The sequence below is a fragment of the Dyella sp. OK584 genome, from assembly GCF_057787755.1.
The window spans coordinates 3,465,543-3,490,231 of sequence record NZ_CM173542.1 but is presented as its reverse complement, the minus strand read 5'-3'; the positions used below and the strand labels follow the sequence as shown (position 1 = coordinate 3,490,231).

The window sequence follows — 24,689 nt, the reverse complement described above, 5'->3', positions numbered from 1 at the left end:
ATCAATGCTTTTTCGTAAGCTTGTATTGACGTGTGGGCTAAACGCGACGGTATCGCAACGGCTCCTCCGTAGGAGCGCACCCTGGATGTGATCGTAGAGCTTAGGTCGTCACTGCTCCGTAGGCTCGTCGCGCACAGGGTGCGCTCCTACAGAAAGCGGAAGTTCGCCATCGGCGAGGCGCGCGCGCAGCGGCGTGCCCTCGGTGACATTTTGCGCCGAGCGCAACACCTTGCCCTCGGCATCGAACAGGATGGCGTAGCCGCGTTCGAGCGTGGCGAGCGGGCTGACAGCATGCAATGCGCGACCGGCCTGGCGCACGGTGAGGCGTTCGCGTTCCAGTCGCCGTTCCATGGTTTGCCGCAGGCGCTGTGACAGTTCCGCCAGACGACGCCGCAACAGCATCAGTCGAAGCTTGGGATGTTGGGTCAGCAGGCGGTTGTACGCACGCTCCAATGGCACACGCCGCTGCTGCGCCTGCTCACGTTGCACGCCAAGAAGGCGACGATGCAGATACGCCAGTCGTTCGCGATCGCGGGTGAGGCGTGCCTGTGGTCGTTGCGCCTGCAGTCGTGCGAACAGGTGATCGACGCGCTGGATGCGCGATTGCAGTCGGCGTTGTTCCAGCGTCACCAGGCGCTGTTGCAACTGGTGCAAGTGGCGACGCAAGGCGAATGCGTCGGGTACCAGCAGTTCGGCGGCAGCCGATGGTGTGGGCGCGCGCAGGTCGGACACGAAGTCGGCGATGCTGAAGTCGATCTCGTGGCCCACGGCGGAAACCACCGGCACCGCGCTGGCATGGATGGCGCGAGCGACCTGTTCGTCATTGAACGCCCACAGGTCTTCCAGCGAACCGCCGCCGCGGGTGAGTAGCAGCACGTCATAGCGTCCGCTGGCCGAGGCCTTGCGCAGCATGTTGACGATGGCCGGTGGCGCCTCGCGACCCTGCACGGGTACCGGAAGAATCTCCACTTCTGCCAGCGGCCAGCGCCGAGCCATGACACTCAGCACGTCGCGGATCGCAGCACCCGTTGCCGACGTGACCACGCCGATGCGGCGGGCATAGCGGGGCAGGGGGCGCTTGCGAGCGGGATCGAACAGGCCCTCGGCATCAAGTCTCGCCTTGAGTTGCTCGAACTCGCGTTGCAAGGCGCCTTCGCCCGCCGGCTCCATGTGCTCGGCTACCAGCTGGAACTCGCCGCGCGGCTCGTACAGGCCCACCTTGGCGCGCACCAGCACGTGCATGCCATCCGTGGGTCGGAATTTCAGCCAGCCGCTCTTGGGGCGGAACATGGCGCAGCGCACCTGGGCGCTGGCGTCCTTCAAGGTGAAGTACAGATGCCCCGAGGCAGGGCGCGCGACGTTCGACAGCTCACCCTCGATCCAGATCAGCGGCAGCGCGTCCTCCAGCAGGTCGCGCACCAGCCGGTTGAGCGAGCTGGGTGTCAGGATGTGCCGTGGCGGAGAGCCGCCTTGGTCGGTGCTTTGGTCGTCGGGCGAGCGCATGGAGCGGCGAGCCTAGCACGACAGGATCATCATGATTGCTTGCATTACATCCGCTTGCCCGATCATGCGTAGTCAGGTCATGAGGCAGTGGCTATATCTTATTGAATGGCAACAGATTGGCTAGGCTGGATCATCCATATCCGCTGTACTTTGCCGAAAACGCCTGCGCAGGCGCCATGCACGGGCGCCGAAGTTCAGGGCAAACCAGGTCGCCAGAACTCCCAACGGCCAGGCGATGACAGCCGGCCAGAGGGCGGCCACTACAGCGAGTGCGGTCAGTACGAAGGTGCCGATCAACAGCGGGCCGGAGGCGGTGTCGCCCAACACCCGCCGGTCGGTCAGCGCGGCGCCCACCGTGTTGGCAATGCGCAGGGCGCCGGCCGCGGCTCGTCCAGAACTGCCGCCCATGCGGAGCGATCGTTGTTGACGTCTTGCCGTGCTCCGCACCCGTTCGGCATGAGGCCGCCAGCGTTTCGGTGCCAGCACGATCTCGGTCGCCTGCGTGAGGTCGCGTTCGTACTGCTCGGCCAGTTGTCGCGCGAAGCCGACGTCTTCCACCGCCACGTCGATCTCGCGATTGCTCAGCCAGCTGGCGATGTTGAGGTTGGAGGAACCCACGCGAGCCCATTGGCCATCGGCCACCGCCGTCTTGGCGTGCAGCATCGAACCGTTCCACTCGAACACACGGATGCCGGCCTTGAGCAGCGGTCGGTAGCCGGAGCGCGACATGCTGGCCACGACTGGGACATCGCTGCTGCCAGGCACCAGCAGGCGCACGTCCACGCCGTCGCGTGCGGCCGCGGCCAGCGCCTGCACGTAGGGCGCCACGCCGATGAAATAGGCATCGGTGAGCCAGAGCGTCTTGCGTGCCATGGCCGCGATCAATTGATCGAGGCGATACATGCCGGCCGTGGACGGCTGCGTCGCGATGACACGCAACGCCACCGTACCTGCTGGTGCTGTCGGCATGCTGGGAAACGGCGGCAACGGTGTGCCGATGCTGGCCCAGCTTTCGACAAAGGCGTGTTCCAGTTCCGCTACGGCTGGCCCGTGCAAGGCCACGCCGGTATCGCGCCAGGGCGCTATGCCGCGCGACGGCGTGCCCAGCCACTTCTCGCTGATGCAAACACCCGAGAGGAACCCATGCACGCCATCGACCACCAGCAGCTTGCGGTGGTCGCGGCTGATCCATCCGAACGGTTGGCCGAACTGGGGCGGGTTGAATGCACGCACCTGGCCACCGGCCGCACGCAGGGGCGACCAGAAGCTGGCGCGCGATTGTCCCTTGCAGCCCAGCCAGTCATACACCACGGCCACCTGTACACCCCGTTGGGCGCATTCGACCAACGCATCACGAAAGGCCTGGCCCACGGCGTCATCGCGGATGATGTAATTCTCAAGCAGCACGCGTAGCTGTGCGCCGCGGATAGCGGCGAGCCAAGTCTCGTAGTGGGCAGCGGCGTCGATCAGCAATTGGACCGAATTGCCGGTGAGCAATGGCGCGCCAGCGGCGCGGCTCAGTGCCTGTTCGGCGAGTAGACGGGCAGGCGCGGTTGCAAGCGGCGACGGATTCATGAGGTGAGTGTAGGGCATGCCTTCGGGTCGCCTTCAAGCCGTGTTCACTCGGGACATGTCACCAATACGCGCCGTCTCTCAGGTCGTGCCGTTCCCATGAACCTTCTGTCATGCTTGTTCCATGTCGCCTGAGCAATGTCACACCGACACTGAGGCCTGCGCGCAGCACATTGCCGAGCGACTCGGCCCCGATCTGCGCGTGGCCGCCCCGCTTGGGTTGGGCAAGCCGCATGGTTTGCTCAATGCGCTCTATCGCCTGACCAAGGCTGATACCTCCCGCTCGATGACGCTCTACACCGCGCTTTCCCTGACCCGGCCGCGTCCCGCGCCAGGGTTGGAGGGGCGCTTCGTTGGTCCTTTCGTGGAACGACACTTCGGTGCCGACGCAGTTGATCCGGAATACGCCGTCGATCAGGCACGCAACGCCTTGCCATCGAACGTGGTGGTGCACGAGTTCTACATGCAATCGGGTGCGCTGTTACGTTCGGGCAGCGCGCAGCGCAACTACATCAGTCAGAACTACACCCACGTTGCGCGCGACCTCGCCGTGCAGGACATCAATTTGCTGGTGCAATTGGTAGCCCGGCGCGAGACAGCCGAAGGTGTGCGCTATAGCCTTTCATGCAACCCGGACCTGACGCTCGATTTCATCGAGCAGATGGTGCAGGCCGGCAAGCCTCGTCCACTGTGTGTGGCGGTGGTTCATCCGGATCTGCCCTATGTGAGCGGGCATGCTGAGGTGACGCGAGACTATTTCGATATCGAGTTGCACGCCGACACATCGCCACCCCTGTTTGCCTTGCCGCGCCAACCGGTGGATATCGCCGAGTACGCGCTGGGCATGCATGCCAGTGCGCTGATCTGCGACGGCGGCTGCCTGCAGATCGGCATTGGCGCGCTTTCCGACGCGCTGGTCCATGCGTTGCGCTGGCGTCAGCAGGACAACACACAATGGCGCCGCGCCCTGGTTGCACTCGACCCTCGCGGTGGCACGCATGCATTGGCCGCGCGCATGGGCGGGCTCTCGCCGTTCCGTACCGGCCTGTACGGTGCCAGTGAAATGGTGTTGGACGGCTTCATGCATCTGCAGCGCGCGGGCGTCCTCAAGCGCCGCGCCTGGGACAGCATTGACCTTGAGCGCGCTGCTGCCAGTGGTCGGCTTCCACCGGAGACACCGGGCGGGCACTACCTGCGTGGCGCGTTTTTCCTCGGCTCGCGTGAGCTGTACGAATGGATCGCTGCGCTGGAGGCCGAGGATCCTGATGCGCTGGACATGTGCCGCGTATCCAACGTCAATCAGCTCTATGGCGACCATCAGGCGCTCGCATCGCTGCAGCGACGTGGCGCCCGTTTCTTCAATACCTGCATGATGGCCACCTTGCTTGGTTCCGCGGTATCGGACGGGCTGGAGAATGGCGAGGTTGTGAGCGGCGTAGGCGGCCAGTACAACTTTGTGGCCATGGCGCAAGAACTGTCCGGCGGACGATCGGTGCTGTTGCTGCGCTCGACGCGGCAGGGACAAAGCGGGGTCGAAACCAATATCCGCTGGAATTACGGCCACACCACCATTCCGCGCCATCTGCGCGATTTGTTTGTGACCGAATATGGCGTGGCCGACCTGCGCGGCAAGACCGACAGCGAGTGCATCGAGGCCATGTTGGCGATTACCGACGCGCGCTTTATCGACGCGCTTTGCGCCGAAGCCAAATCACACGGCAAGCTCGCGGCGGATTTCCAGGTTCCCGAGCGCTGGCGCAATAACCGTCCCGAATGCCTGCGTGAGGCGTTGCTGCCCTGGCAAACCAAGGGCGCGTTGCCGGCGTTTCCATTTGGCAGTGACTTCACTGAAGTGGAGCAACGGCTGTTGCCGGCACTCAGTTGGCTCAAACTGCGCAGCGGTACATGGCGTGGCAAGATCGATATGCTGCGCGCCACGCTGAGGTCAGGCCCGCCTGTCGACGGCGAAGCAGAGGCGATCACGCGCATGGGGCTGGATAAGCCAGGACGCATGAGTGATCGCACATTGCGCTGGGTTTTGAAGACGGCGCTGCGCAAGACAGGCAAACCGGCGGATCGAGTCGACGTCACTTCTACTCAAGCGTAACTAGGAGTGGATGACCGTGCATCAGGGAAGCTGCCATTGCGGCCGTATCACCTTCGAGGTCGAGGGGGAGCCGTCAAGCGTCGTCGAATGCAACTGCACGCATTGCAGTCGAAAGGGGTTGTTGCTGTGGTTCGTACCGCGAGCGCAGTTTCATCTGCGCTCGCCAGAGGAAGAAACGTCCACGTACCGCTTCAACCGTCACATGATCGATCATCGTTTTTGTGAGCAATGCGGTTGCGAGCCGTTTGCCTACGGAACGGATCCCAAGAGCGGCGAGCCCATTGCCGCGGTGAACGTGCGCTGCCTCGATGAGGTGGACCTGACGTCGTTGGAGCGCCTTCCATTCGACGGGCGCCACCTGCTCTAGGCGCTAGCTCAGTGCAATAGCAGCGACTGCCCGAGTTCCCGCAGCCCGGGCAGGTCCATCACATGCAACCCGTGACGGTCCAGAGTTACCAGCTCGCGCTGACGGAACCGGCCGAACAGGCGGCTCACCGTCTCCGTGGTCAAGCGAAGGTGATTGCCGATGTCTGCGCGTGACATTGGCAACGGCAAGTAGTCGGCCGAAAGCCCCAACATCGCGCGGCGATCGCGCATGTCGACCAGGAACGCGGCGAAACGCTCTTCTGCCAGGTAGTTGCCGCCGCTCAGCTGCAGTCGTGAGATGCGTTGACTGGCGGCACTCATGAGATGCCAGGGCACCTGCGGTTGCTCGGCGGCCATTTGCCGGATAGCCGAGAATGGGAAGCGGCAGAACTGGGTCTTGCCCAGGGCGATCACGGCGTTGTCGTGCAGCTCGCGATCGATCGCATCCAGCCCGATCATCTCGCCGGGCAAGTGGAACCCCATCACCTGCTCGCGGCCGGCGACGTCCACGGCCACCGTCTTGGCCATGCCCGATTGCACGGCATAGAGGGCGCGAAAGGGCGACAGTGGGCGGTATAGATATTCGCCGGTGCGCAGCGGGCCGATGCGTTCGGTGATGTGTCGTAGCCCGGATAGCTCGGCGCGGTCATAGCCGCTGGCCTGGCAGACCGAGGCATGGCCGCATCCTGCGCAGGAAGGTGAGGGGGACATGCGGATGGCGCCATCCTGGCGATAGTGTGTCTGGAGCATGGTGCGTGAGGCCTCCTGGTCCTTGCTTGTTTCCAGAGCGTCATGATCCTCGTTCGCTGGGCTGGAATGGCTACGCTGCGCGGTTTTGCCGCATCGCGGAACCGTGTTGCCGGCTTGCTAGGGTGTGCAGGTCCGTTCGGTTATCCTTTTGCGGTTGCCGCCACCGTCCGCGGCCCCGATGTGCGACCCACTTAATCCATGAGCGACCAGTCCTCCTCCCCTCGTCCAGCCCAGCCCGCCGCGCGCCGCCCCAGTGTGAGCGTGCAGATCGGAAAGATCGTGGTAGGCGGCGGTGCACCCGTCGTGGTGCAGTCGATGACCAACACCGACACCGAGGACCCGTCCAGCACCGCCAGGCAGATCGCCGAGCTCGCGCGTGCCGGCTCGGAACTGGTGCGCATTACGGTCAATACGCCTGCCGCCGCCGCCGCCGTTCCGCGCATCCGCGAGAAGCTGGAAATGATGGGCGTGGATGTCCCGATCATCGGCGACTTCCACTACAACGGCCATCAGCTGCTGGAGGCCGAGCCCGCCTGCGCCGAGGCGCTTGCCAAGTACCGCATCAATCCCGGCAACGTCGGCTTCGGCAAGAAGAAGGACAGCCAGTTCGCCTCGATCATCGAGATGGCATTGCGCTACGGCAAGCCGGTGCGCATCGGCGCCAACTGGGGTTCGCTGGACCAAAGCATGGTCGCCACGTTGATGGACGAGAACCACAAGCGCGCCGAGCCGTGGGACGCATCGCATGTGGCGCGCGAAGCGTTGATCCGCTCGGCACTGGATTCAGCGCAGCGCGCCGAGGAAATCGGCCTGTCGCGCGATCGCATCATTCTTTCGTGCAAGGTGTCGGGCGTACAGGAGCTTATCGCGGTGTATCGCGATATTGCGGCTCGCTGCGACTACGCGCTGCACCTGGGCCTCACCGAGGCCGGCATGGGCTCCAAGGGCATCACGGCTTCTGCCGCCGCGCTGGCCGTGCTGCTGCAGGAAGGCATCGGCGACACCATCCGCATTTCGCTTACGCCGGAACCCGGTGCCTCGCGTACCGGCGAGGTGATCGTGGCGCAGGAACTGCTGCAGACCATGGGTTTGCGCGCGTTCACTCCACTGGTCACGGCTTGCCCGGGTTGCGGCCGCACCACCAGCGAGTTTTTCCAGGAGCTGGCCCGCGCGGTGCAGTCGCACGTGCGCGAGCAGATGCCGCTGTGGCGCGTGAAGTACGACGGCGTGGAGAACCTCACGCTGGCCGTGATGGGATGCGTGGTGAACGGTCCGGGCGAATCCAAACACGCCAACATCGGCATCTCGTTGCCTGGCAATGGTGAAGCTCCATCGGCGCCAGTGTTCATCGACGGCGAGAAGGCCATGACGTTGCGCGGCGAAAACATCGCCAACGAGTTCATCGGCATCCTCGACAACTACGTCGCCACCAAATACGCCAGTCGCGCGGGTTAAGACATTCCCATGGCGGCGGGCTCGAGTGAATCGCTGATCCTCGACGCCTGGCACGCCAACGCCGATGCGTGGGAGCGGGCCGTTCGCGACGGCAGCATCGAGAGTCGCCGGCTGGTCACCGACCAAGCCATTGTCGAGGCGGTGCTGTCGCGCTCGCCGCGCACAGTGATCGACCTGGGCTGTGGCGAGGGCTGGCTGGCACGCACGCTCGCGGAAAACGGCATTGCTGTCGTTGGTGTGGATGCGGTGCCGTCGCTGGTGGACGCCGCCCGGGCGCATGGCAGCGGTGCCTTCCAGGTCATGTCCTATGCGGAGGTGGCCGCGGGCGCACTGAATGAACGCGCCGACGTGGTGGTCTGCAATTTCTCCCTGCTCGGTGAGGCATCGGTCGACGGCCTGCTTGGCGCCGTGCCTGGGCTGCTCGAGCCTCATGGCGTCCTGCTGGTGCAGACCATTCATCCCCTGGCAGCCGGGGTCGAGCCGTATTGCGACGGCTGGCGCGAAGGGTCCTGGGCCGGCTGTGGTGAGGGTTTCGGCGAGCCGGCGCCCTGGTACTTCCGCACGCTGGCAAGCTGGGTAGGAACCCTCGCAGCCGCCGGACTTCGGCTCCTGGAGCTGCGGGAGCCACCGCATCCTCACACTGGACGCCCCGCGTCCGCTATCTTCATGGCAGGGGTGAGCTAGGGGAGCGGGGAATGAACAGGCATCGCGCCGTAGCGTTTCGTGCTGCCGTACAGGGCGGTCAGAAGCAGTGGCTGTTGCCGCTGCCATTCGACCCGGTCACTCAATGGTCCACACCGGCGCGGCCGCTGTGGAGATGCGGTCATGGCCACCGCGTATGCGGCAGCCTCAATGGACAGAGCTTCCGCGGCGCCGTGGTGGAGCGCGCCGGCGCGTTCTGGCTGCTGCTGGAAGAATCGCTGGCCGCCGCGGCTGGGCTGGATGCCGGACAATGGGTGGATGTGCTGGTGGAGCCCGAAGACGTCTGACCTTTAGCGATGTGCGTGAGTCGCCGTCCGTCGCTCCCGTCCTGCGGGTATGCTCGGGCCGCTATGCCGGCAGCGGGCAGATTGCCGAGTACGCGGCGCACGGAGATGCGGTGACGATCAAGCCACAAATTCGCATTGTTGCCATCTACGTCATTCTTGCGTGGCTGTGGGTGTTCTTTTCCGATCGCCTGCTGCTGTCGCTTGGGTACGACGAGCGCACGCTGAGCATGTTGCAGAGCGTGAAAGGTGGGCTGTATGTGCTTTGCACCAGCGTCCTGCTGTATTGGTTGATTGACCGCGACATGCGGCGACTGGATGGCCTCAATCACATGTTGCTCAGCGGCAACGAGCAATCGCTGCGCGCGCTGGTGTCGGCGATGGATGTGCGCCACAAGGAAACCCGCGATCACTCCGAACGTGTGATGCGCATGACCGTAGCCTTGGCGCGTCGCGCCGGCCTGGATGGCGATGTGCTGCGGCATGTGAGGTTTGGGGCGCTGCTGCATGACATTGGCAAGCTGGCATTGCCGGATGCCATCCTGATCAAGCCAGGTCCACTCGATGCCGAGGAAATGGCGCTGATGCGCACGCATCCGACACTGGGGCGCGATCTGCTGATGCGCACGGCCTTTCTCAGGACCGCCATCGATATTCCCTACGCTCACCACGAGCGCTGGGACGGCACAGGCTACCCGCGCGGCCTGCGCGGCGAGGATATACCGCTGGCGGCGCGCATCTTCAGCGTCGTCGATGTGTGGGATGCGTTGAGTTTTCCGCGCGTCTACAAGCCTGCTTGGCGTGAAGACGATGTGATCGCATACCTCCGTAACGCCGCAGGCAGTCAGCTCGATCCGGACATCGTGGCCCTGTTCCTGGAGCACTACGAAAACTTGAAGGCGATTGGTGAGGGGCAGCTCGCGCCGGATTGAATGCTCTCGACACCGCAGTGGTGCATGGGAAGTTAGGCTTTGCACCTTCACCGCTGCTTACCTCGATGTTTCGGCGCGACGGCGTCGAGCTGCGTTTCTTCTCGACCTTTACCACGTTCGGCACGCCACGAGACGTCACTGTGGAAGAGCTGCGCATCGAAAGCTGCTTTCCGGACGATGAAGCGACGGCGGTGTTTTGCCGGAAACTGGCGCAGGAAGCGAACCGGTAACCTCAGGTTCGCGCAGCGCTGAAGGTGCGCCGGTAGTTTGCGGGCGAGGTGCGGTAGGCGCGCTGGAAATGCTGGCGCAGCGTTACCGGCGAACCGAGTCCGATGGCCGCGGCAATGCGCTCCAGCGGTAGTTGAGTGGTTTCCAGTAATCGCTGTGCCTCGCTCAGGCGCTGCGCGAGCAACCAGTCGCCAAAACTGCTGCCGGTGAGTTGGCGGAAATGACGGGTGAAAGTGCGCCGGCTCATGGCCACCTTTTCGGCGATCGTATCCAGGCTGTGTTCCTCATGGAGACGGCGCTGAACCTGCTCGAGCAGGCGTGCCATGCGACGGTCGGCCGGGACGTCGGGTACGGGCTGCTCGATGAATTGTGCCTGCCCGCCGCGACGGAACGGTGGCACCACCATGCGCCGCGCAATGCGATTGGCGACTTCCGCGCCGAGCATTTGCCGCACCAGGTGCAGGCAGCAGTCGATGCCGGCAGCGGCGCCTGCCGAGGTCATCACGTTATCTTCATCGATGTAGAGCACATCGGCGTCAACTCGGACTTGCGGAAACTGCCGCGCCAGTTGATCTGCCCAGCCCCAGTGTGTGGTGGCACGGCGACCGTTGAGCAGGCCTGCGTGGGCCAGCACGTAGGCGCCAAGGCACAGCCCCACGACACGCTTGCCGCGCGCCGCGGCTTTGCGCAGTTGATCCAGAAGGGCGGCCGGAGGCGTCTCTTCGGGGTCGCGCCACGAGGGCACCACGATGATGTCCGCACGCGTCAGTTCTTCCAGGCCGTACGCCGTGCCGATGGTGAAGCCGGCGGCGCTGTGGATCTGTTCTCCCTCCGCAGAACACACGCGCAGCCGAAACGGCGAGTGACCCTCCGGCAACGGCGATTGAAAAACCGCGCATGGCACGGACAAATGAAAAGGCAGGATGCCCTCGAACGCCACGACGACGACCCGGATGCTGCGCATGGTCGGTTTCTCCGCTTGGCCCGATACCATCGATGATTGTCCTTCGGGCCACTCCTTCGCAAGTGCCCCGCGGGGCAAGATGGCGTCGTCCAACCATACAAAGGAGCTGTGCCATGTCCGCCTCACCCCGTCGCGCACTTATCGTGGTCGATGTGCAGAACGAGTACTTCACCGGCAACCTGCAAATCGAGTACCCGCCGTCCTCGGGCTCGCTGGCCAACATCACCCGGGCCATGGATGCAGCTACTGCCGCCGGCGTGCCGGTGATCGTGATCCAGCAGGATTCTCCTGCCGATGCGCAGGCGTTCGCCCTGGGCAGCGATGGCTGGAAGCTGCATGCGTCAGTGGGCCAGCGCCATCGCGATGCACTGTTCCACAAGCCTTTGCCCAGCGCTTTCAGCGAAACCGGTCTGGCTGATTGGCTTGAGGCGAACGACATCGATACGGTGACCGTCGTGGGCTACATGACGCACAACTGCAACGACACCACGATCAAGCACGCCTTCGATCGCGGGTTGGCCGTGGAATTCGTGCACGATGCGTCAGGTGCGGTGTCCTATGCCAACCGCACGGGCTATGCGAGTGCAGAAGAGATCCATCGCGTCTTCAGCGTGGTGGAACAGTCACGCTTCGCGGCCGTACTGAGTACGGACGAGTGGCTGCATGCGTTGGCCACCGGCGAAGCGCCGGTGCGCGAGAACATCCTCGACTCTTATCGCGCCGCGCAGGCGTGCCGGTCAGCTGCGGCCTGAAAAAGGCGGCTGGGCCAGCGCGGTGAATTCGGCCCACTTGCCAGGCTGCCCGGGCAGGTGGGCCAGCTGCGATACGGTGCGCAGAAATTGCGCCCGCGGATATTCCATCGCGCCGAGCTGCAGCAAATGGGCATTGGTGACCTGGGCGTCGATCAACGGGAAGTCCCAATGGCGCAGCAGCTGGGCCAGCGCCATCAGTGCGACGCGTGATCCGCCGCTTTCGCGGCTGAACATCGATTCGCCGCAAAACAAACGGCCCACGGCAATGCCGTAGATGCCACCGACCAGGTTTTCACCGTGCCAGACCTCGACGCTGTGCGCGTGGCCCAGCGAGTGCAGGCGCGTATAGGCTTCGACCATTGCCGGAACGATCCAGGTGCCGGCCTGTCCGGGCCGCGGCTCGGCACAGGCTTCCACCACCTCGGGGAACGCGTGGTCCACGGTGATCCGCCAGGACACCTCGGTCAGTCGTCGGCGCAGGCTGCGGTTTGGCTTGAGGGTGGCTGTGTGGAATATGCAGCGGGGGTCGGGTGACCACCACAGCAGCGGCTCGTCCTCGTTGAACCAGGGAAAGATGCCCTGTGCGTAGGCGGCCAGCAGCCGACGGGGCGACAGATCGCCACCGAAGGCCAGCAGGCCGTTCGGCTCATTCAACGCCTTGCGCGGATCGGGGAAATGCTCCGGCCTGGCCGCGTCGAGCAGGGGCAATCGGATCATCGTGTGTCAGGTGCCGGGTGCGTGGGCGTAGGGGCTGTGATGAAGCAGGTCCTCGGCATAAGCGTCGACGGCTTCGGCTTCATGCGCAAGCGCCGTGCGTACCGCCGCGCGGAAATCCGTGTTCACCAGAAAATGACGCGAATGAGTGCGCACCGGCAGAAAGCCGCGCGCCAGCTTGTGTTCGCCCTGTGCGCCTGGTTCAAAGCGTTGCAGCCCGTGGCGAATCGCATGCTCGATGCCCTGGTAGTAACACAGTTCAAAATGCAGCCCGGGCACATCCACATCGGCGCCCCAGTAGCGGCCGTACAGCGTGTCCTGGCTTTGCAGGAACAGCGCCATCGCGACGATGTCATCGTCCTGCAGTGCCAGTGCAACCTGCACGGTCTTGCCCAAGGTCTGGCCAAGCGCGGCGAAGAAGGAGCGGGTGAGGGCGGCGTGGTTACCCTTGGCATCGAAGGCGGCTTCGTACAACGCATGGATTCGGCGCCATTCGCTCGCCGTCAGCTCATGGCCGCCGCGCATCTCGATGGCTAACCCACTGCGTGCAACATGCGCGCGTTCTTGCCGGATGTTTTTCCGCTTCTTGTGGTTGAGCGCGCCAAGAAAATCGCCGAAATCCTGATGGCCGCGGTTGTGCCAGTGGAACTGCACGTCGGAACGCACCAGCCAGTCGCCATCAAAGGCCGCCAGTTCGTCTTCGCGAAGAAAGTTGGCATGGATGGACGAGAGATTCATGCGCTCGGCGAACGTGCGCATGGTGGTGGTCAGTGCCTGTCGGCGAGTCGGCGCTTGAGGCCCGGCGCCGGCAAGCAAGCGCGGGCCGGGTATCGGTGAGTACGGCACGGCATTGAGCAGCTTCGGATAGTAGTCGCCGCCAGCGCGTTCCCAGGCACTGGCCCAACTCCAGTCGAACACGAATTCGCCGTGCGAGTTGCCCTTGAGGTAGAGCGGTGCGGCGGCGATGAGTTGCCCGTTCTCGTAGAGCCCGAGATGGTGCGGTCGCCAACCCCAGTCCGCGCGGACGCAACCGGTACGCTCCAGCAAGGCAAGAAACGCATGCGTCACGAAAGGATTGTCGTCCGTCCGCAGCGCATCCCACGCTTCGGCGGGGATGCTTTCGATGCTTTCGTGGAAACGCGCTTCGATCACGAATCTGCCAATGTGTCGTCGTTTCGGCCGGAGCCGGAACGACGAACGGGCGTCAGCTGGCCGGACCCTGCTGGTCCAGCCAGCGCTCGGCGTCCAACGCGGCCATGCAGCCGAAGCCGGCAGAGGTTACCGCCTGGCGATACACATGGTCAGCCACGTCGCCAGCCGCGAACACACCCGGCACGGAAGACATGGTTGCCATGCCATTGAGGCCGGTGCGGATCTTGATGTAGCCGTCGTGCATATCGAGCTGGCCGTCGAAGATGCCGGTGTTCGGCGTATGGCCGATGGCGACGAAGAAGCCGGTGGCCGCGATGTCGCGGGTCTCACCGCTGTTGAGGTCCTTCACGCGCACGCCGGTCACGCCGGAGTTGTCGCCCAGCACTTCGTCCACGGTGTGGTTCCACACCAGCTCGATCTTGCCGGCATTGGCCTTCTCGAACAGCTTGTCCTGCATGATTTTCTCGGCGCGAAGCTTGTCGCGGCGGTGCACGAGATAAACCTTGCTGGCGATGTTGGAGAGGTACAGGGCTTCCTCGACAGCGGTGTTGCCGCCGCCGATCACCACCACTTCCTGCTCGCGGAAGAAGAAGCCGTCGCAGGTGGCGCAGGCGGATACGCCGCGGCCCTTGAAGTGCTCCTCGCTGGCAATCCCCAGGTACTTGGCAGTGGCGCCGGTGGCGATGATCAGCGCGTCGCAGGTGTATTCGCCCGAATCACCCTTGAGGCGGTACGGGCGCTGCTTGAGGTCCACCGTGTGGATGTGGTCGAACACCATCTCGGTATGGAAGCGCTCGGCATGCTCGGCCATGCGCTGCATCAGCGCCGGACCCTGCAGGCCTTCCACGTCGCCCGGCCAGTTGTCCACGTCCGTGGTCGTCATGAGCTGGCCACCCTGCTGCAAGCCGGTGATCATCGTCGGCTTGAGATTGGCGCGGGCTGCATAGACGGCGGCCGTGTAGCCGGCGGGGCCGCTGCCCAGGATCAGCAGGCGGCTGTGCTTGGTGGATGTGTTCATGCGTTCCTTCTATCCGCTTAGGTTGCGGTGGTGTTCGGTGGTCTGGTGAATGGGGTCCGGCAGGTTTGCGGTGAAAGCCAAACCATGCTCAGGCGAATGGATGGATCGGTGCCGCTTTAATGGGGTCGGGTTGGCTGGTTTTCAGGGCTGCCCGACGTATCCCTTTGACTTTCCTGATCATGCGCAAAGTGGTCTGCTTTTGCGATGTGGTCGGAATGTGAAAACGGCCTTCGGGTCATGGTTATAATCGTCGGGGTTTGCTGGCGACTTGAACAGTCATTCGTTCCAACCTGTGCGGCGGTTTCTTCAGACCGTACAACAGGGCCGGGGCGAGGCGTCCGAATCCGCAAGGATGGGGAAGACGCGAGGCCGATTCAAGGCTGCTGGACCTTGAGGTTTTGCCGAGCCGTGTCCCGGTTCGGCGTATTTGCCACCTAGCTTCCCCACAGGATCCACTCCCCATGCGTATCGGTATTCCTTCCGAAACCAAGACCCTTGAAGGTCGTGTCGCCCTCATTCCCGCCGCTGCCGCCGATCTGGTGCGCCGTGGCCACGAGGTGTTCATCCAGGCCGGTGCCGGCGAGAAAAGCGGCTTCTCCGACGAGGCCTACTCCAAGGTTGGCGTGAAGCTCGTGCCTGACGCCGCAGCCCTGTACGAGGCCGGCGAGCTGATCGTCAAGGTGAAGGAGCCGATTGCCGGCGACCTCGCCCTGCTCAAGAAGCATCACCTGCTGTTCTGCTACCTGCACCTGGCTGCCGAGCCGGCGCTGACCAAGAGCCTGCTGGACATCGGCCTGACCGGTATAGCGTTCGAATCGGTTGAAGAGAACGGCGGCTTGCCGCTGCTGCTGCCGATGTCGGTGATTGCCGGCCGCATTGCCACCCAGATCGGTACCACGCTGCTGCATCGTCCGCAGGGCGGCAAGGGCAAGCTGCTGGGCGGCATGGCTTCCACCCCGCGTGGCAAGGTCGTGGTGCTGGGCGCCGGCGCCGCCGGTGGCAACGCTGCTGCGCTGGCTGCCGCTGCCGGTGCCAACGTGGTGGTGTTCGACAAGCGTCATGACCGCCTGGCGGAAATGATGGCGATGGGCCCGAACGTGACCGCGCTTTACGCCTATGAGTCGTCGGTGGCCGAGGAAGTCGCCACGGCCGACATCGTGGTCGGCGCCGTGCTGATCCCCAGCGCCAAGGCGCCGCGCGTGGTTACCGAAGACATGGTCAAGACCATGGAGAAGGGTAGCGTGCTGGTGGACATCTCCATCGACCAGGGCGGCTGCTTCGAGACCTCGCGTCCGACCACCTGGAAGGAACCGACCTACGACGTGCACGGCGTAACGCACTTCTGCGTCACGAATATGCCGGGTGCCGTGCCGCAGACCTCGTCGGTGGCGATTTCTGCCGCTATCCTGCCGTACGTGCAGCGTCTGGCCACCGGTAACGAGTGGCGCCAGTTCGAACCGCTGCGTGGGGGCATCAATGTCGACGGCGGCGAGCTGGTTCATCCGGCGCTCAAGGGCATGATCTAAGGTCAGCCTGCCGCTTCGGCGGATGTAATAAGGGTCGGCCGCCATCACGGCGGCCGACCTTATGCAAAACAACGGGAAAAGGACCACGGTGGCGCGTAGCGCGAACGTCAAGAAGGAAAAGGTGCGCGAGGGCCTCAGCGAGGAGCTGAAGCGCCGTCTGCGCGAGGCCGGGGCCCTGTTGTTGTTGCCATTGGCCTTGTACCTGTTGGTCTGCCTGTTCAGCTACAACGACCAGGACCCGAGCTGGGGCCACGTAGGCACCGCGGAACACGCCAGGAATTTTGGCGGTTCAGTGGGCGCGAACACCGCCAACGTGCTGCGCTACATCTTCGGGCTGGTGTCCTACTGCTTCCCTCTGCTGTTGCTTGCGCTTGGCGTGCAGGTGCTGCGCCATCGCGGCGAGCGCGTCGTGCAGCCCTGGGAACCGTCCCTGCGCCTGATCGGCTCGGTGTTCTTCTTCATCACCGCGCCGGCGCTGCTTTATCTCAATTTCAACGACGAGCCGGTGTTGCCCCAGGGTGTGGGCGGCATCATCGGCATGTGGGTGGGCCGTGGCCTGCTGAGCGCCCTGGGTGACAAGGGTGCGCCGCTGCTGTTGCTGGCGATGTTCCTGGTGGCGGTGACACTGGCCACCGGGTTGTCGTGGTTCAAGGTGATGGATCTGACCGGGCAGGGCGTGCTCAAGTTCGCCGGCTGGTTCAGCGGCAAGCTGCGCGAGGCGCCGGAAGCACTCGCTGCTCGTCAGGCTCGCGCCGAGCGCGACGTGGTCAAGAAGACCGAGGCCATCAAGCAGGCCAAGCGTGAACCCGTGCGCATCGAAACGCAGCCCGCGCCAGTGGTGAAGAGCGAGCGCGCCAAGCTGGAAACGCAGATTCCGCTGTTCACCGGCGCCGCCGCACCGGGCGAGCTACCACCGCTGTCGCTGCTCGACGAGGCACCGGAGCAGGGGCCCGGCTATTCCGAAGAGACTCTTGAGGTGCTGTCGCGCCAGGTCGAGCTCAAGCTCAAGGATTTCCGCATCGAAGCCAAGGTGGTCGGCGTCTATCCCGGCCCGGTCATCACCCGCTTCGAGCTGGAGCCAGCTGCCGGCGTGCGCGGCTCGCAGGTGTCGAGTCTGGACAAGGACATTGCGCGCGGCCTCTCGGTGGTCAGCGTGCGTGTGGTCGACGTGATTCCGGGCAAGAACGTGATCGGCCTGGAAATTCCCAATACACGCAAGCAGATCGTCTATCTCTCCGAGATCTTGCGTTCGGACAAATACGATGCGATGAAGTCGCCGGTGGCACTGGCCCTGGGCAAGGACATCGCCGGTCGCCCGGTGGTGGCCGACCTGGCCAAGATGCCGCATCTGCTCGTGGCCGGTACTACAGGCTCGGGCAAGTCGGTGGCGGTCAACGCGATGGTGCTGAGCCTGTTGTACAAGGCCAGCGCCAAAGACGTGCGCATGATCATGATCGACCCGAAGATGCTGGAGCTTTCGGTCTACGAAGGCATCCCGCATCTGCTCGCACCGGTCGTCACCGACATGAAGGAAGCGGCCAATGCACTGCGATGGTGCGTGGCCGAAATGGAGCGCCGCTACAAGCTGATGGCCGCTGTCGGCGTGCGCAATCTGGCCGGCTTCAACAAGAAGGTGAAGGACGCCGAGAACTCGGGACAGCCGCTGCTCGATCCGTTGTTCCGTCCAAATCCGGAGATGCCGAACCTGGCGGCCGAGCCGTTGGAACCGCTGCCGTACATCGTGATCATCATCGACGAGTTCGCCGACATGATGATGATCGTCGGCAAGAAGGTGGAAGAACTCATTGCGCGCCTGGCGCAGAAGGCCCGTGCGGCCGGCGTGCACCTGGTGCTCGCCACGCAGCGTCCGTCGGTGGATGTGATCACCGGCCTTATCAAGGCGAACATCCCGACGCGCATTGCATTCCAGGTATCGAGCAAGATCGACTCACGCACCATTCTCGACCAGTCCGGCGCCGAAGCACTGCTGGGCCACGGCGACATGTTGTATCTGCCGCCGGGTACGGCCACGCCTGAACGCGTGCATGGCGCCTTCGTGGACGACCACGAGGTGCACAACGTGGTGAAGTGGTTGAGGGCGCAGGGCTCGCCGCAGTACATCGAAGGTGTGCTGGAAGAAGTGCAGGCGACGAGTGACGGCAAGTTCATCAACGACTCCGGCTTGCCGCAGGACGGCGAGGAAGGCGGCGATGTCGAGGCGCAGCTCTACGACAAGGCAGTGCGTATCGTCACCGAGACGCGGCGCGCCTCGATCTCGGGCGTGCAGCGACATTTGCGTATCGGCTATAACCGCGCCGCTCGTCTGATCGAGCAGATGGAGCAGGATGGCGTGGTGAGCGCGCCGCAGCACAATGGCAACCGCGAAGTGCTGGCGCCGCCGCCACCCAAGAACTGAAGTCGCCCCGACAGCTCGTCATCCCAGCGAAGGCTGGGATCCAGTGCCTTGGTACGTGAAGGTAAATGGCGGGTCAAAGTCGCAGGGCCGCAGCGCACGCCGGGGTGCCGGCTAAAGGGGTCGTCACCGCGAATGACCCGGTCCCCATTAAGCTATCAGCACTCAAACTTCGCCCATCGCTTTGCTTACAGGGTCCCCATGAAACGCTCGCTTCTTCTTGCCTCAGCTGCGCTCTTGCTGTCGCTGACGGGTTTGGCCCAGGCAGCCGCGGCCCCCGCACGCGCGAAACTCGACGCCTTCGCCACCGGCATGCACTCGCTTACCGGCAAGTTCACCCAGTCACTGACCGACGCCAATGGTCATCCCGGCAAGGGCAGCTCAGGCACGCTGGCTTTGGAAGCGCCGCGCCAGTTCCGCTGGGAAACCCTGACTCCGTACAAGCAGACGATCGTTGCCGACGGCAGTCGCGTCTGGCTGTATGACCCGGACCTTGAACAGGTCACCGTGCGCGTGCAAAGCACTGAGGAATCACATAGCCCGCTGACCGTGCTTACCGACCTGAAGCAGATGGACAAGGACTTCAACGTGGTAGAGCAGGGCGAGCACGACGGGCTGAACTGGCTGCGCCTTACCTCCAGGGCCAAGGATCCGCAGTTCGATTACGCCGACCTCGGCTTCGACGCCAATGGCCTGTCGCGCATGATGTTCCGCGACCAGCTGGGTGCGACTACTGATATCCGTTTCTCCGGCTGGCAGCGCAACGTTGAGATTCCGCCGGCCACGTTCAACTTCACTCCGCCGCCGGGTGCGGACGTGATCGGCGATGTGCCGGTAATCACCACGCAGCCGATCAAGAACTAAGCGCAGCCATGCTGCGAAAGCTGCCGCGCTGGGCCTGGATCGGTGGCGGCCTGCTTGCCTTCATCGCCGGCAGCATCAACGCGGTGGGCTATCTGTGTTTTCGGCATCAGCCGATCACTCACCTGACCGGCACCAGCACCGAATTTGGCATTGCGCTTGCACGGCTCGATACGGGCGAGATCCTGCACTGGGCGTTTGCCATACTGTCGTTTCTCGCCGGTGCGGTGCTCAGCGGTTTCATTGTGCAACAGCGCACGCTACAGCTTGGACGCCGCTACGGCGTCGTGCTGATGCTTGAATCCATGCTGCTGTTTGCCGCCACGCCCTTGATCCATGACGGGCGCGATCTGGGACTCTACCTTGCCTCCGCGGCGTGCGGACTGCAGAACGCCATGGTCAGCACTTATAGCGGCGCTACGTTTCGTACCACGCATCTCTCCGGCATCTTCACCGACCTGGGGATTTACCTTGGGCAGCGCCTGCGTGGTTTGGAAGTGGACATGCTACGCATCCATGTTTGCCTGCTCGTGGCGAGCAATTTCATCATTGGGGCCACGGCGGGTGCGCTGGGCTTCATGGCTGTGCAGGAGCGTGTGCTGCTGGTGCCCGCCACGCTCACTGGGCTGGTGGGGCTGGGCTATGCCATCTATCGCCATCGCATGATGAGTGCCCAGTGATTCGATGCGATCTCACTTAGCCGCAACGCTACGATTTCGGCCCGCACGCTTGGCCTCGTAGAGCGCGCAGTCTGCGCGCGACAGCCATTGCGACAGGGTTTCATCCGCGTGCCAGACAGCCACGCCAATGCTGGCCGTCACGGCGATAAGCTGCCCTTCGTAGGTCAGCTGATTGTCGGCTACTGCATGTCGAATGCTTTCGGCCGCCGCCATGCCCTGTTCCAGGCTGAGGTTCGGCAGGCAGATCACCAGCTCTTCGCCACCGTAGCGGCCGACCAGGTCGTCGCCCCGGCACTGGAGCAGAATGATTTCGCTCACCTTGCGGATCACTGCATCGCCAGCCAGATGCCCATAAGTGTCGTTGATCTGCTTGAACCCATCCAGATCGAGTAGCGCCATGCAGGCGTTTCCGCCCTGCGCCTGTGTGCGCACCTGTTCCGCCAGTTCAAGGAAGCGTCGGCGATTGTAGGCGCCCGTCAGTGCGTCGGTGCTGGCAAGTTCATCGAGCCGTTGGTTGGCAGCAAGCAGGTCGCGTGTGCGCAGGTCGATCTGTTGCTGCAGCTGCCGGGCTTGTCGTCGCAGGTAGAGCGTGCGCAACTGGATGACACCGATGATCAGCGCGAGCAGCAGCAGTCCTGCGCCAATCATGGCCGCGACGGTTTCATACCAGCGTGGTTCGGCTGCCACGGCGAAGGTGGTTTCAATCACACGCGGTTGCATACCGTGCGTTTGCGCGCGCAGATGCAGGGTGTATTCCCCGTGGGGCAGGTTGGTATAGATGGCCGTGGGCAGACTGCCGTGCGGAATCTCGATCCAGCCGTCGTCGAAGCCTTCCATGTGATAGCTGTAGCTGGTTTCCGCCGGGGCCTGATAGTCGAGCAGGGCAAAGTCCACGCGAAGGCTTCGGTTATGTGGCCCCAGCCGGAGGGATTCGCCGCTGCGTGGAAGTCTGCCGAATGGCAACGGAGTCCCATTGATGACGGCGAAAGTGGCTGCCAGTGGCGCGTCCGGCTGGCCCATCGGTTGCCAGCCTGGCCGCACTACAGTCAGTCCACCAAGGCCGCCGAACAACAGTTCGCCGTCGGGCGCACGTGCCGCGGCCGCATAGATATAGCTGGAGATGCGCAGGCCGTCGCGAGCACCGAGGTTGCGCACGATGCGAGTGGTACCGTCGATCATCGACAAGCCATTGGGCAGGCTTACCCATGGATTGCCCTGATCGTCCGCTTGCACGGCATTGATGTTCTCGCTGGTGAGCCCCTGCGGACCGCCGATGGTGCTGAAGCGATATGGCTCTCCGGCGCTGTGCGGCTCAAGCATCGCGAGTCCGCCATAAGTACCGACCCAAAGATCACCCTGCGGGTCGGTGGTGATCGAGCTGGCCAGGTTGTTCGGCAGGCTGGACGAATCGCCGGGCTGGTTCAGCAGGTTGTCGAACCCGCCACTCTGCATCGTATTCGCCGCGATGCTGATGCCATGACCGGTGACGTACCAGATCTGCGTGCCGATGCGCGCAATGCCCCGGACAGTGTCGCTGGCCAGACTGGTCCGGTCGTTCGGATCGTTGCCGAAATGGGAAAGCGCTTTGGTGCGAGTGTCGTAGCGATAGACGCCGTCATAGGTGGCAATCAACAGTCGCTGGCCGTCGGCGAGCAGATGCAGCACGGGCTTGGTGTCGAGCACAGGAATCACGGAATCCTGTATCGCCAGCGAATCGGGATTCACTTTGGCCAAACCCTGCGCGCCGACCCAGATCGTGCCATCCGGCATTTCGGCAAAGGCCTGAATATCGCGCTTGGTTTGGTTGCCGCCGAGCTGAAGATGCCGGATGCGTCCACGATCGAGATCGATGACATCGATGTTGCCCGCACTCATGCCCAGCCAGATGCGGCGGCGCGAGTCGACATAGATGCCGCGCACGTTCGTGTTGGATAGCGCGCGCTCTTCGTGGGCGGAAGGCAGCAAAGCAAAAGCCTTGCGCGCGCGAGGGTTGTTGCGCGCCACGCCGAGATCGGTCGCTACCCAGATGTTGCCTGAGCGGTCCCGCATGAGCGCGCGTACGGCATCCCCAGGCAGCGATGAAGGCATCGCTGTATCGTGGGCAATCTGAGATGGCTCGCCTGCACCAGGCGAGTAAGACAGCACGCCGCCACCGTCGGTGCCTATCCATACGGTACCGGGCGCAACTTCCACAAAGTCACGCACGGTGGAACGACGTTCGTGATCGCGCAGATACCCACTGAATCCGGTGACGGTCCGCCAATGTCCATCCGCGTCACGGTAAATCGCGCCAGCCTGGGTGCTACCCACCCACAAGCGGCCTTCGCGATCCTCGTGCAGCGCCCAGATGCCGTCGTTGAGCACGGTATCGATGTTGCTGTTATCAGGTGATCGTGTCGGACGCGCGAAGGCATGTGTGCCAGCGTGACGAACAAACAATCCGCTGTTGTTGCCCAGCCAGAGATTGCCCTCGCGATCCTGCAGCACGCTGAAATTGCGGGGCGCCATGGCGATCCCGGTCGGCACCGGCAAAATCTTGTTGGTACCAAGGTCAAGATGATCCAGGCCACGATCGGTGGCGATCCACACGCCCTTGCTGCCGTCGTAGGCGAGCGCATAAATTTTGCGATCGCTGGTGCCGCCCTTGCCGACCGGATAGGTAAGGAACGTGTTGTTGATGGGGTTGAAACGGCTCAGTCCGCCGGCGTTGGTGCCCACCAACATGCCCCCATCGGGGAGAGCGAGGAGGCTGCGTACGTAGGCGTCAGGCAGGTCCGTCTTTGGGCCGCCGCTGGCGGTGAACACCTGCATGCGGTGACCGTCGTAACGCACCAGGCCACCCAGCGTGCCGACCCAGACCAGGCCACGCTGGTCTTCGGCAAGGGAGGTAGTGATGGAGTGGGGTAGGCCCTCGTTGATGCCCAGTCGCTCGAACCACGGCGTGTCGAATGGCGCCCACGGATCGTCCGTGGCTATGGCGCCAAGCGGAAGCAGCAGAAGCAGCAAGAGCGCAAGCCATCTGCCGTGGTGCAACCGATAAATCAGTGGGTCCACCAAGAAGGCAGGGAGAAGGCACCTGGCGATCCTTCGCTGGACCAGGGCGTACGTTCCCGAACGGGACTCCGTTTGTTTCGCCATGGCACTCGCCCAACCGGCAGCCTTCAAGCTGCATGCGTGAGCACATCATAGCGGCAGGGAGGTGCCTGGAGCGGTCTGTTGCCGCTCGGGGCGCTGCGACTCAACGGTTGCCGATGGCGAGCGAAGCTTGTCCATGCATCGCTGCCTTCCTCAACCAGAGGCCAATGCAAACCGACCGTTCGCGCGCTTTTGCGGCCTGATACACCCCGATGCCCTATTATTTGCCGTATGTCACGCAGCGATATGTACGACGCGCCGAGCCTGTTTGCCGAGCCGGACGACCTCAAACCCCTGGCCGAACGCATGCGGCCGCGCACTCTCGACGAAATCGTCGGTCAGCAGCGCGTGCTGGCACCGGGCAAGGCGCTGCGCCGTGCTCTGGAGGCGGGGCGCGTGCATTCGATGGTGCTGTGGGGGCCGCCCGGTTGCGGCAAAACCACGCTGGCCCTGCTGGTGGCGCGCTATGCCGATGCCGATTTCCGCGCGATCTCCGCCGTGCTCTCCGGCTTGCCGGAGGTGCGCAAGGCGCTGGCCGAGGCCGAGGCCAATTTCGCGCAAGGCCGCCGCACCGTGTTGTTCGTGGATGAGGTGCACCGTTTCAACAAGGCACAGCAGGACGCGTTCCTCCCGCACATCGAGCGCGGCATCATCATCTTCGTGGGCGCCACCACGGAAAACCCCTCGTTCGAACTCAACTCCGCCTTGCTCTCGCGCTGCCGCGTGCACGTGCTGGACACCGTCACCGTCGACGACATTGTGGTGGCGCTGAAGCGTGCGCTGGACGATGGCGAGCGCGGCCTTGGCAGCCTGCAACTGCAGGTTGCCGATGAGTCGTTGCGGCTGATCGCGCAGGCGGCAGATGGCGATGTGCGCCGTGGTCTGACTCTGCTGGAAATTGCCTCCGAGCTGGCGCAAGACCACCACATCGACGACACCACGCTCACCCAGGTGCTGGCTGATCGCACGCGCCGTTTCGACAAGGGCGGCGAGCAGTTCTACGACCAGATCTCTGCGCTGCACAAATCAGTACGCTCCTCCGACCCCGACGCTGCCGTGTACTGGCTGTGCCGCATGCTCGATGGTGGCGTCGACCCGCTCTATCTCGCCCGCCGCATGACCCGCATGGCCGTGGAAGATGTGGGCCTGGCCGAGCCGCGTGCCTGGCGCATGGCGCTGGACGCGTGGGACACCTACGAACGCCTGGGCAGCCCCGAGGGCGAACTGGGTCTGGCGCAGCTCGCTATCTGGCTGGCCATCGCGCCCAAAAGCAACGCGGCGTACAAGGCGTATAACCAGGCACGCGACGTGGTGCGCTCAACGGGCACGCTGGAGGTGCCCATGCATCTGCGTAACGCGCCCACCAAGCTGATGAAGGGTCTTGGCTACGGCCAGGGCTACAAGTACGACCACGATGCCGAAGGCGGTGTGGCGCTGGATCAGCAGTGCCTTCCTGATGCGCTCGACGGCACCGTGTTCTACGAACCGGTGGAACGCGGCCTTGAGCTGAAGCTGCGCGAAAAGCTGCTGAGTCTGCGCGAAGCACGGCGTCAGGCACGCGAAAAATAATCCGGC

At 63.8% G+C, this 24,689-nt stretch carries 21 protein-coding genes; 13 read left to right on the top strand and 8 right to left on the bottom strand.

Annotated features, from left to right (window positions below):
- Positions 1-108: 108 nt before the first annotated feature.
- Together xseA and AC3CBN_RS15780 are read right to left on the bottom strand one after the other, a co-directional pair.
- Positions 109-1,503 (bottom strand): exodeoxyribonuclease VII large subunit, encoded by a 1,395-nt coding sequence (gene xseA, locus AC3CBN_RS15785; RefSeq protein WP_488633950.1) that lies wholly within the window; start codon positions 1,501-1,503, stop codon positions 109-111.
- Positions 1,504-1,623: 120 nt separating this feature from the next.
- Complete coding sequence (locus AC3CBN_RS15780) at positions 1,624-3,096, bottom strand: phospholipase D-like domain-containing protein (protein WP_488633949.1); 1,473 nt, start codon at positions 3,094-3,096, stop codon at positions 1,624-1,626.
- A gap of 103 nt (positions 3,097-3,199) precedes the next feature.
- On the opposite strand from AC3CBN_RS15780, the gene AC3CBN_RS15775 reads away from it, so the two are divergent.
- Positions 3,200-5,182, top strand: a complete 1,983-nt coding sequence (locus AC3CBN_RS15775; protein WP_488633948.1) for an acetyl-CoA hydrolase/transferase C-terminal domain-containing protein — start codon at positions 3,200-3,202, stop codon at positions 5,180-5,182.
- A 16-nt stretch (positions 5,183-5,198) separates the two neighbouring features.
- Positions 5,199-5,549 carry a GFA family protein gene (locus tag AC3CBN_RS15770; RefSeq protein ID WP_488633947.1) on the top strand — a complete coding sequence of 117 codons (351 nt, stop codon included), beginning with the start codon at positions 5,199-5,201 and terminating at the stop codon, positions 5,547-5,549.
- A gap of 8 nt (positions 5,550-5,557) precedes the next feature.
- On the opposite strand, the gene AC3CBN_RS15765 is transcribed toward AC3CBN_RS15770, so the two are convergent.
- Positions 5,558-6,298, bottom strand: coding sequence for a helix-turn-helix domain-containing protein (locus AC3CBN_RS15765; protein ID WP_488633946.1), 741 nt, complete (start codon positions 6,296-6,298; stop codon positions 5,558-5,560).
- A gap of 198 nt (positions 6,299-6,496) precedes the next feature.
- On the opposite strand from AC3CBN_RS15765, the gene ispG reads away from it, so the two are divergent.
- From ispG to AC3CBN_RS15740, 5 genes are all read left to right on the top strand, one after another.
- Entirely contained in the window at positions 6,497-7,753 is a 1,257-nt protein-coding gene (gene ispG, locus AC3CBN_RS15760; RefSeq protein ID WP_488633945.1) for a flavodoxin-dependent (E)-4-hydroxy-3-methylbut-2-enyl-diphosphate synthase, read from the top strand.
- A 9-nt stretch (positions 7,754-7,762) separates the two neighbouring features.
- Positions 7,763-8,437 (top strand): class I SAM-dependent methyltransferase, encoded by a 675-nt coding sequence (locus tag AC3CBN_RS15755; protein WP_488633944.1) that lies wholly within the window; start codon positions 7,763-7,765, stop codon positions 8,435-8,437.
- Between the two features lie 11 nt (positions 8,438-8,448).
- Positions 8,449-8,742 (top strand): DUF1905 domain-containing protein, encoded by a 294-nt coding sequence (locus AC3CBN_RS15750; protein ID WP_488633943.1) that lies wholly within the window; start codon positions 8,449-8,451, stop codon positions 8,740-8,742.
- Positions 8,743-8,852: 110 nt separating this feature from the next.
- Positions 8,853-9,671, top strand: a complete 819-nt coding sequence (locus AC3CBN_RS15745) for an HD-GYP domain-containing protein (protein WP_488633942.1) — start codon at positions 8,853-8,855, stop codon at positions 9,669-9,671.
- Positions 9,668-9,901 (top strand): hypothetical protein, encoded by a 234-nt coding sequence (locus tag AC3CBN_RS15740; protein WP_488633941.1) that lies wholly within the window; start codon positions 9,668-9,670, stop codon positions 9,899-9,901. The genes AC3CBN_RS15745 and AC3CBN_RS15740 overlap by 4 nt, the downstream gene beginning before the upstream one ends.
- Positions 9,902-9,903: 2 nt before the next feature.
- Here the strand turns inward: AC3CBN_RS15740 and AC3CBN_RS15735 are convergent, their stop codons facing one another.
- The gene (locus AC3CBN_RS15735) at positions 9,904-10,863 is read right to left on the bottom strand and encodes a GlxA family transcriptional regulator (protein WP_488633940.1); all 960 of its coding nucleotides are present in this window, start codon (positions 10,861-10,863) and stop codon (positions 9,904-9,906) included.
- 113 nt (positions 10,864-10,976) lie between these two features.
- Between AC3CBN_RS15735 and AC3CBN_RS15730 the strand changes: the two genes are divergently transcribed.
- Positions 10,977-11,615 (top strand): cysteine hydrolase family protein, encoded by a 639-nt coding sequence (locus tag AC3CBN_RS15730; protein WP_488633939.1) that lies wholly within the window; start codon positions 10,977-10,979, stop codon positions 11,613-11,615.
- On the opposite strand, the gene aat is transcribed toward AC3CBN_RS15730, so the two are convergent.
- The 3 genes from aat to trxB are packed head-to-tail and all read right to left on the bottom strand — an operon-like array spanning position 11,601 to position 14,499.
- A complete protein-coding gene (aat, locus tag AC3CBN_RS15725) occupies positions 11,601-12,332 on the bottom strand; it encodes a leucyl/phenylalanyl-tRNA--protein transferase (RefSeq protein WP_488633938.1) in 732 nt (243 codons plus the stop codon). The genes AC3CBN_RS15730 and aat overlap by 15 nt on opposite strands.
- A gap of 6 nt (positions 12,333-12,338) precedes the next feature.
- Entirely contained in the window at positions 12,339-13,481 is a 1,143-nt protein-coding gene (locus AC3CBN_RS15720; protein WP_488633937.1) for a GNAT family N-acetyltransferase, read from the bottom strand.
- A 52-nt stretch (positions 13,482-13,533) separates the two neighbouring features.
- Positions 13,534-14,499, bottom strand: a complete 966-nt coding sequence (trxB, locus tag AC3CBN_RS15715) for a thioredoxin-disulfide reductase (protein WP_488633936.1) — start codon at positions 14,497-14,499, stop codon at positions 13,534-13,536.
- 461 nt (positions 14,500-14,960) lie between these two features.
- Between trxB and ald the strand changes: the two genes are divergently transcribed.
- The 4 genes from ald to AC3CBN_RS15695 all read left to right on the top strand — a co-directional run bounded on the left by ald (position 14,961) and on the right by AC3CBN_RS15695 (position 19,979).
- A complete protein-coding gene (gene ald, locus AC3CBN_RS15710; RefSeq protein WP_488633935.1) occupies positions 14,961-16,025 on the top strand; it encodes an alanine dehydrogenase in 1,065 nt (354 codons plus the stop codon).
- Positions 16,026-16,113: 88 nt separating this feature from the next.
- Entirely contained in the window at positions 16,114-18,441 is a 2,328-nt protein-coding gene (locus tag AC3CBN_RS15705) for a DNA translocase FtsK (RefSeq protein WP_488633934.1), read from the top strand.
- Between the two features lie 198 nt (positions 18,442-18,639).
- Positions 18,640-19,302, top strand: a complete 663-nt coding sequence (gene lolA / locus AC3CBN_RS15700) for an outer membrane lipoprotein periplasmic chaperone LolA (RefSeq protein ID WP_488633933.1) — start codon at positions 18,640-18,642, stop codon at positions 19,300-19,302.
- An 8-nt stretch (positions 19,303-19,310) separates the two neighbouring features.
- Positions 19,311-19,979 (top strand): YoaK family protein, encoded by a 669-nt coding sequence (locus AC3CBN_RS15695; protein ID WP_488633932.1) that lies wholly within the window; start codon positions 19,311-19,313, stop codon positions 19,977-19,979.
- A 12-nt stretch (positions 19,980-19,991) separates the two neighbouring features.
- On the opposite strand, the gene AC3CBN_RS15690 is transcribed toward AC3CBN_RS15695, so the two are convergent.
- Positions 19,992-22,985, bottom strand: coding sequence for a ligand-binding sensor domain-containing diguanylate cyclase (locus AC3CBN_RS15690; protein ID WP_488633931.1), 2,994 nt, complete (start codon positions 22,983-22,985; stop codon positions 19,992-19,994).
- Positions 22,986-23,345: 360 nt separating this feature from the next.
- On the opposite strand from AC3CBN_RS15690, the gene AC3CBN_RS15685 reads away from it, so the two are divergent.
- A complete protein-coding gene (locus tag AC3CBN_RS15685; RefSeq protein ID WP_488633930.1) occupies positions 23,346-24,683 on the top strand; it encodes a replication-associated recombination protein A in 1,338 nt (445 codons plus the stop codon).
- The last annotated feature ends 6 nt before the right edge of the window (positions 24,684-24,689 follow it).

Bases quoted from the DNA above. Each gene is read 5' to 3' on its own strand.
- xseA (WP_488633950.1), bottom strand. From the start codon at position 1,503: ATGCGCTCGCCCGACGACCAAAGCACCGACCAAGGCGGCTCTCCGCCA.
- AC3CBN_RS15780 (WP_488633949.1), bottom strand. From the start codon at position 3,096: ATGCCCTACACTCACCTCATGAATCCGTCGCCGCTTGCAACCGCGCCT.
- AC3CBN_RS15775 (WP_488633948.1), top strand. From the start codon at position 3,200: ATGTCGCCTGAGCAATGTCACACCGACACTGAGGCCTGCGCGCAGCAC.
- AC3CBN_RS15765 (WP_488633946.1), bottom strand. From the start codon at position 6,298: ATGCTCCAGACACACTATCGCCAGGATGGCGCCATCCGCATGTCCCCC.
- ispG (WP_488633945.1), top strand. From the start codon at position 6,497: ATGAGCGACCAGTCCTCCTCCCCTCGTCCAGCCCAGCCCGCCGCGCGC.
- AC3CBN_RS15755 (WP_488633944.1), top strand. From the start codon at position 7,763: ATGGCGGCGGGCTCGAGTGAATCGCTGATCCTCGACGCCTGGCACGCC.
- AC3CBN_RS15750 (WP_488633943.1), top strand. From the start codon at position 8,449: ATGAACAGGCATCGCGCCGTAGCGTTTCGTGCTGCCGTACAGGGCGGT.
- AC3CBN_RS15735 (WP_488633940.1), bottom strand. From the start codon at position 10,863: ATGCGCAGCATCCGGGTCGTCGTCGTGGCGTTCGAGGGCATCCTGCCT.
- AC3CBN_RS15730 (WP_488633939.1), top strand. From the start codon at position 10,977: ATGTCCGCCTCACCCCGTCGCGCACTTATCGTGGTCGATGTGCAGAAC.
- aat (WP_488633938.1), bottom strand. From the start codon at position 12,332: ATGATCCGATTGCCCCTGCTCGACGCGGCCAGGCCGGAGCATTTCCCC.
- trxB (WP_488633936.1), bottom strand. From the start codon at position 14,499: ATGAACACATCCACCAAGCACAGCCGCCTGCTGATCCTGGGCAGCGGC.
- ald (WP_488633935.1), top strand. From the start codon at position 14,961: ATGCGTATCGGTATTCCTTCCGAAACCAAGACCCTTGAAGGTCGTGTC.
- lolA (WP_488633933.1), top strand. From the start codon at position 18,640: ATGAAACGCTCGCTTCTTCTTGCCTCAGCTGCGCTCTTGCTGTCGCTG.
- AC3CBN_RS15695 (WP_488633932.1), top strand. From the start codon at position 19,311: ATGCTGCGAAAGCTGCCGCGCTGGGCCTGGATCGGTGGCGGCCTGCTT.
- AC3CBN_RS15685 (WP_488633930.1), top strand. From the start codon at position 23,346: ATGTCACGCAGCGATATGTACGACGCGCCGAGCCTGTTTGCCGAGCCG.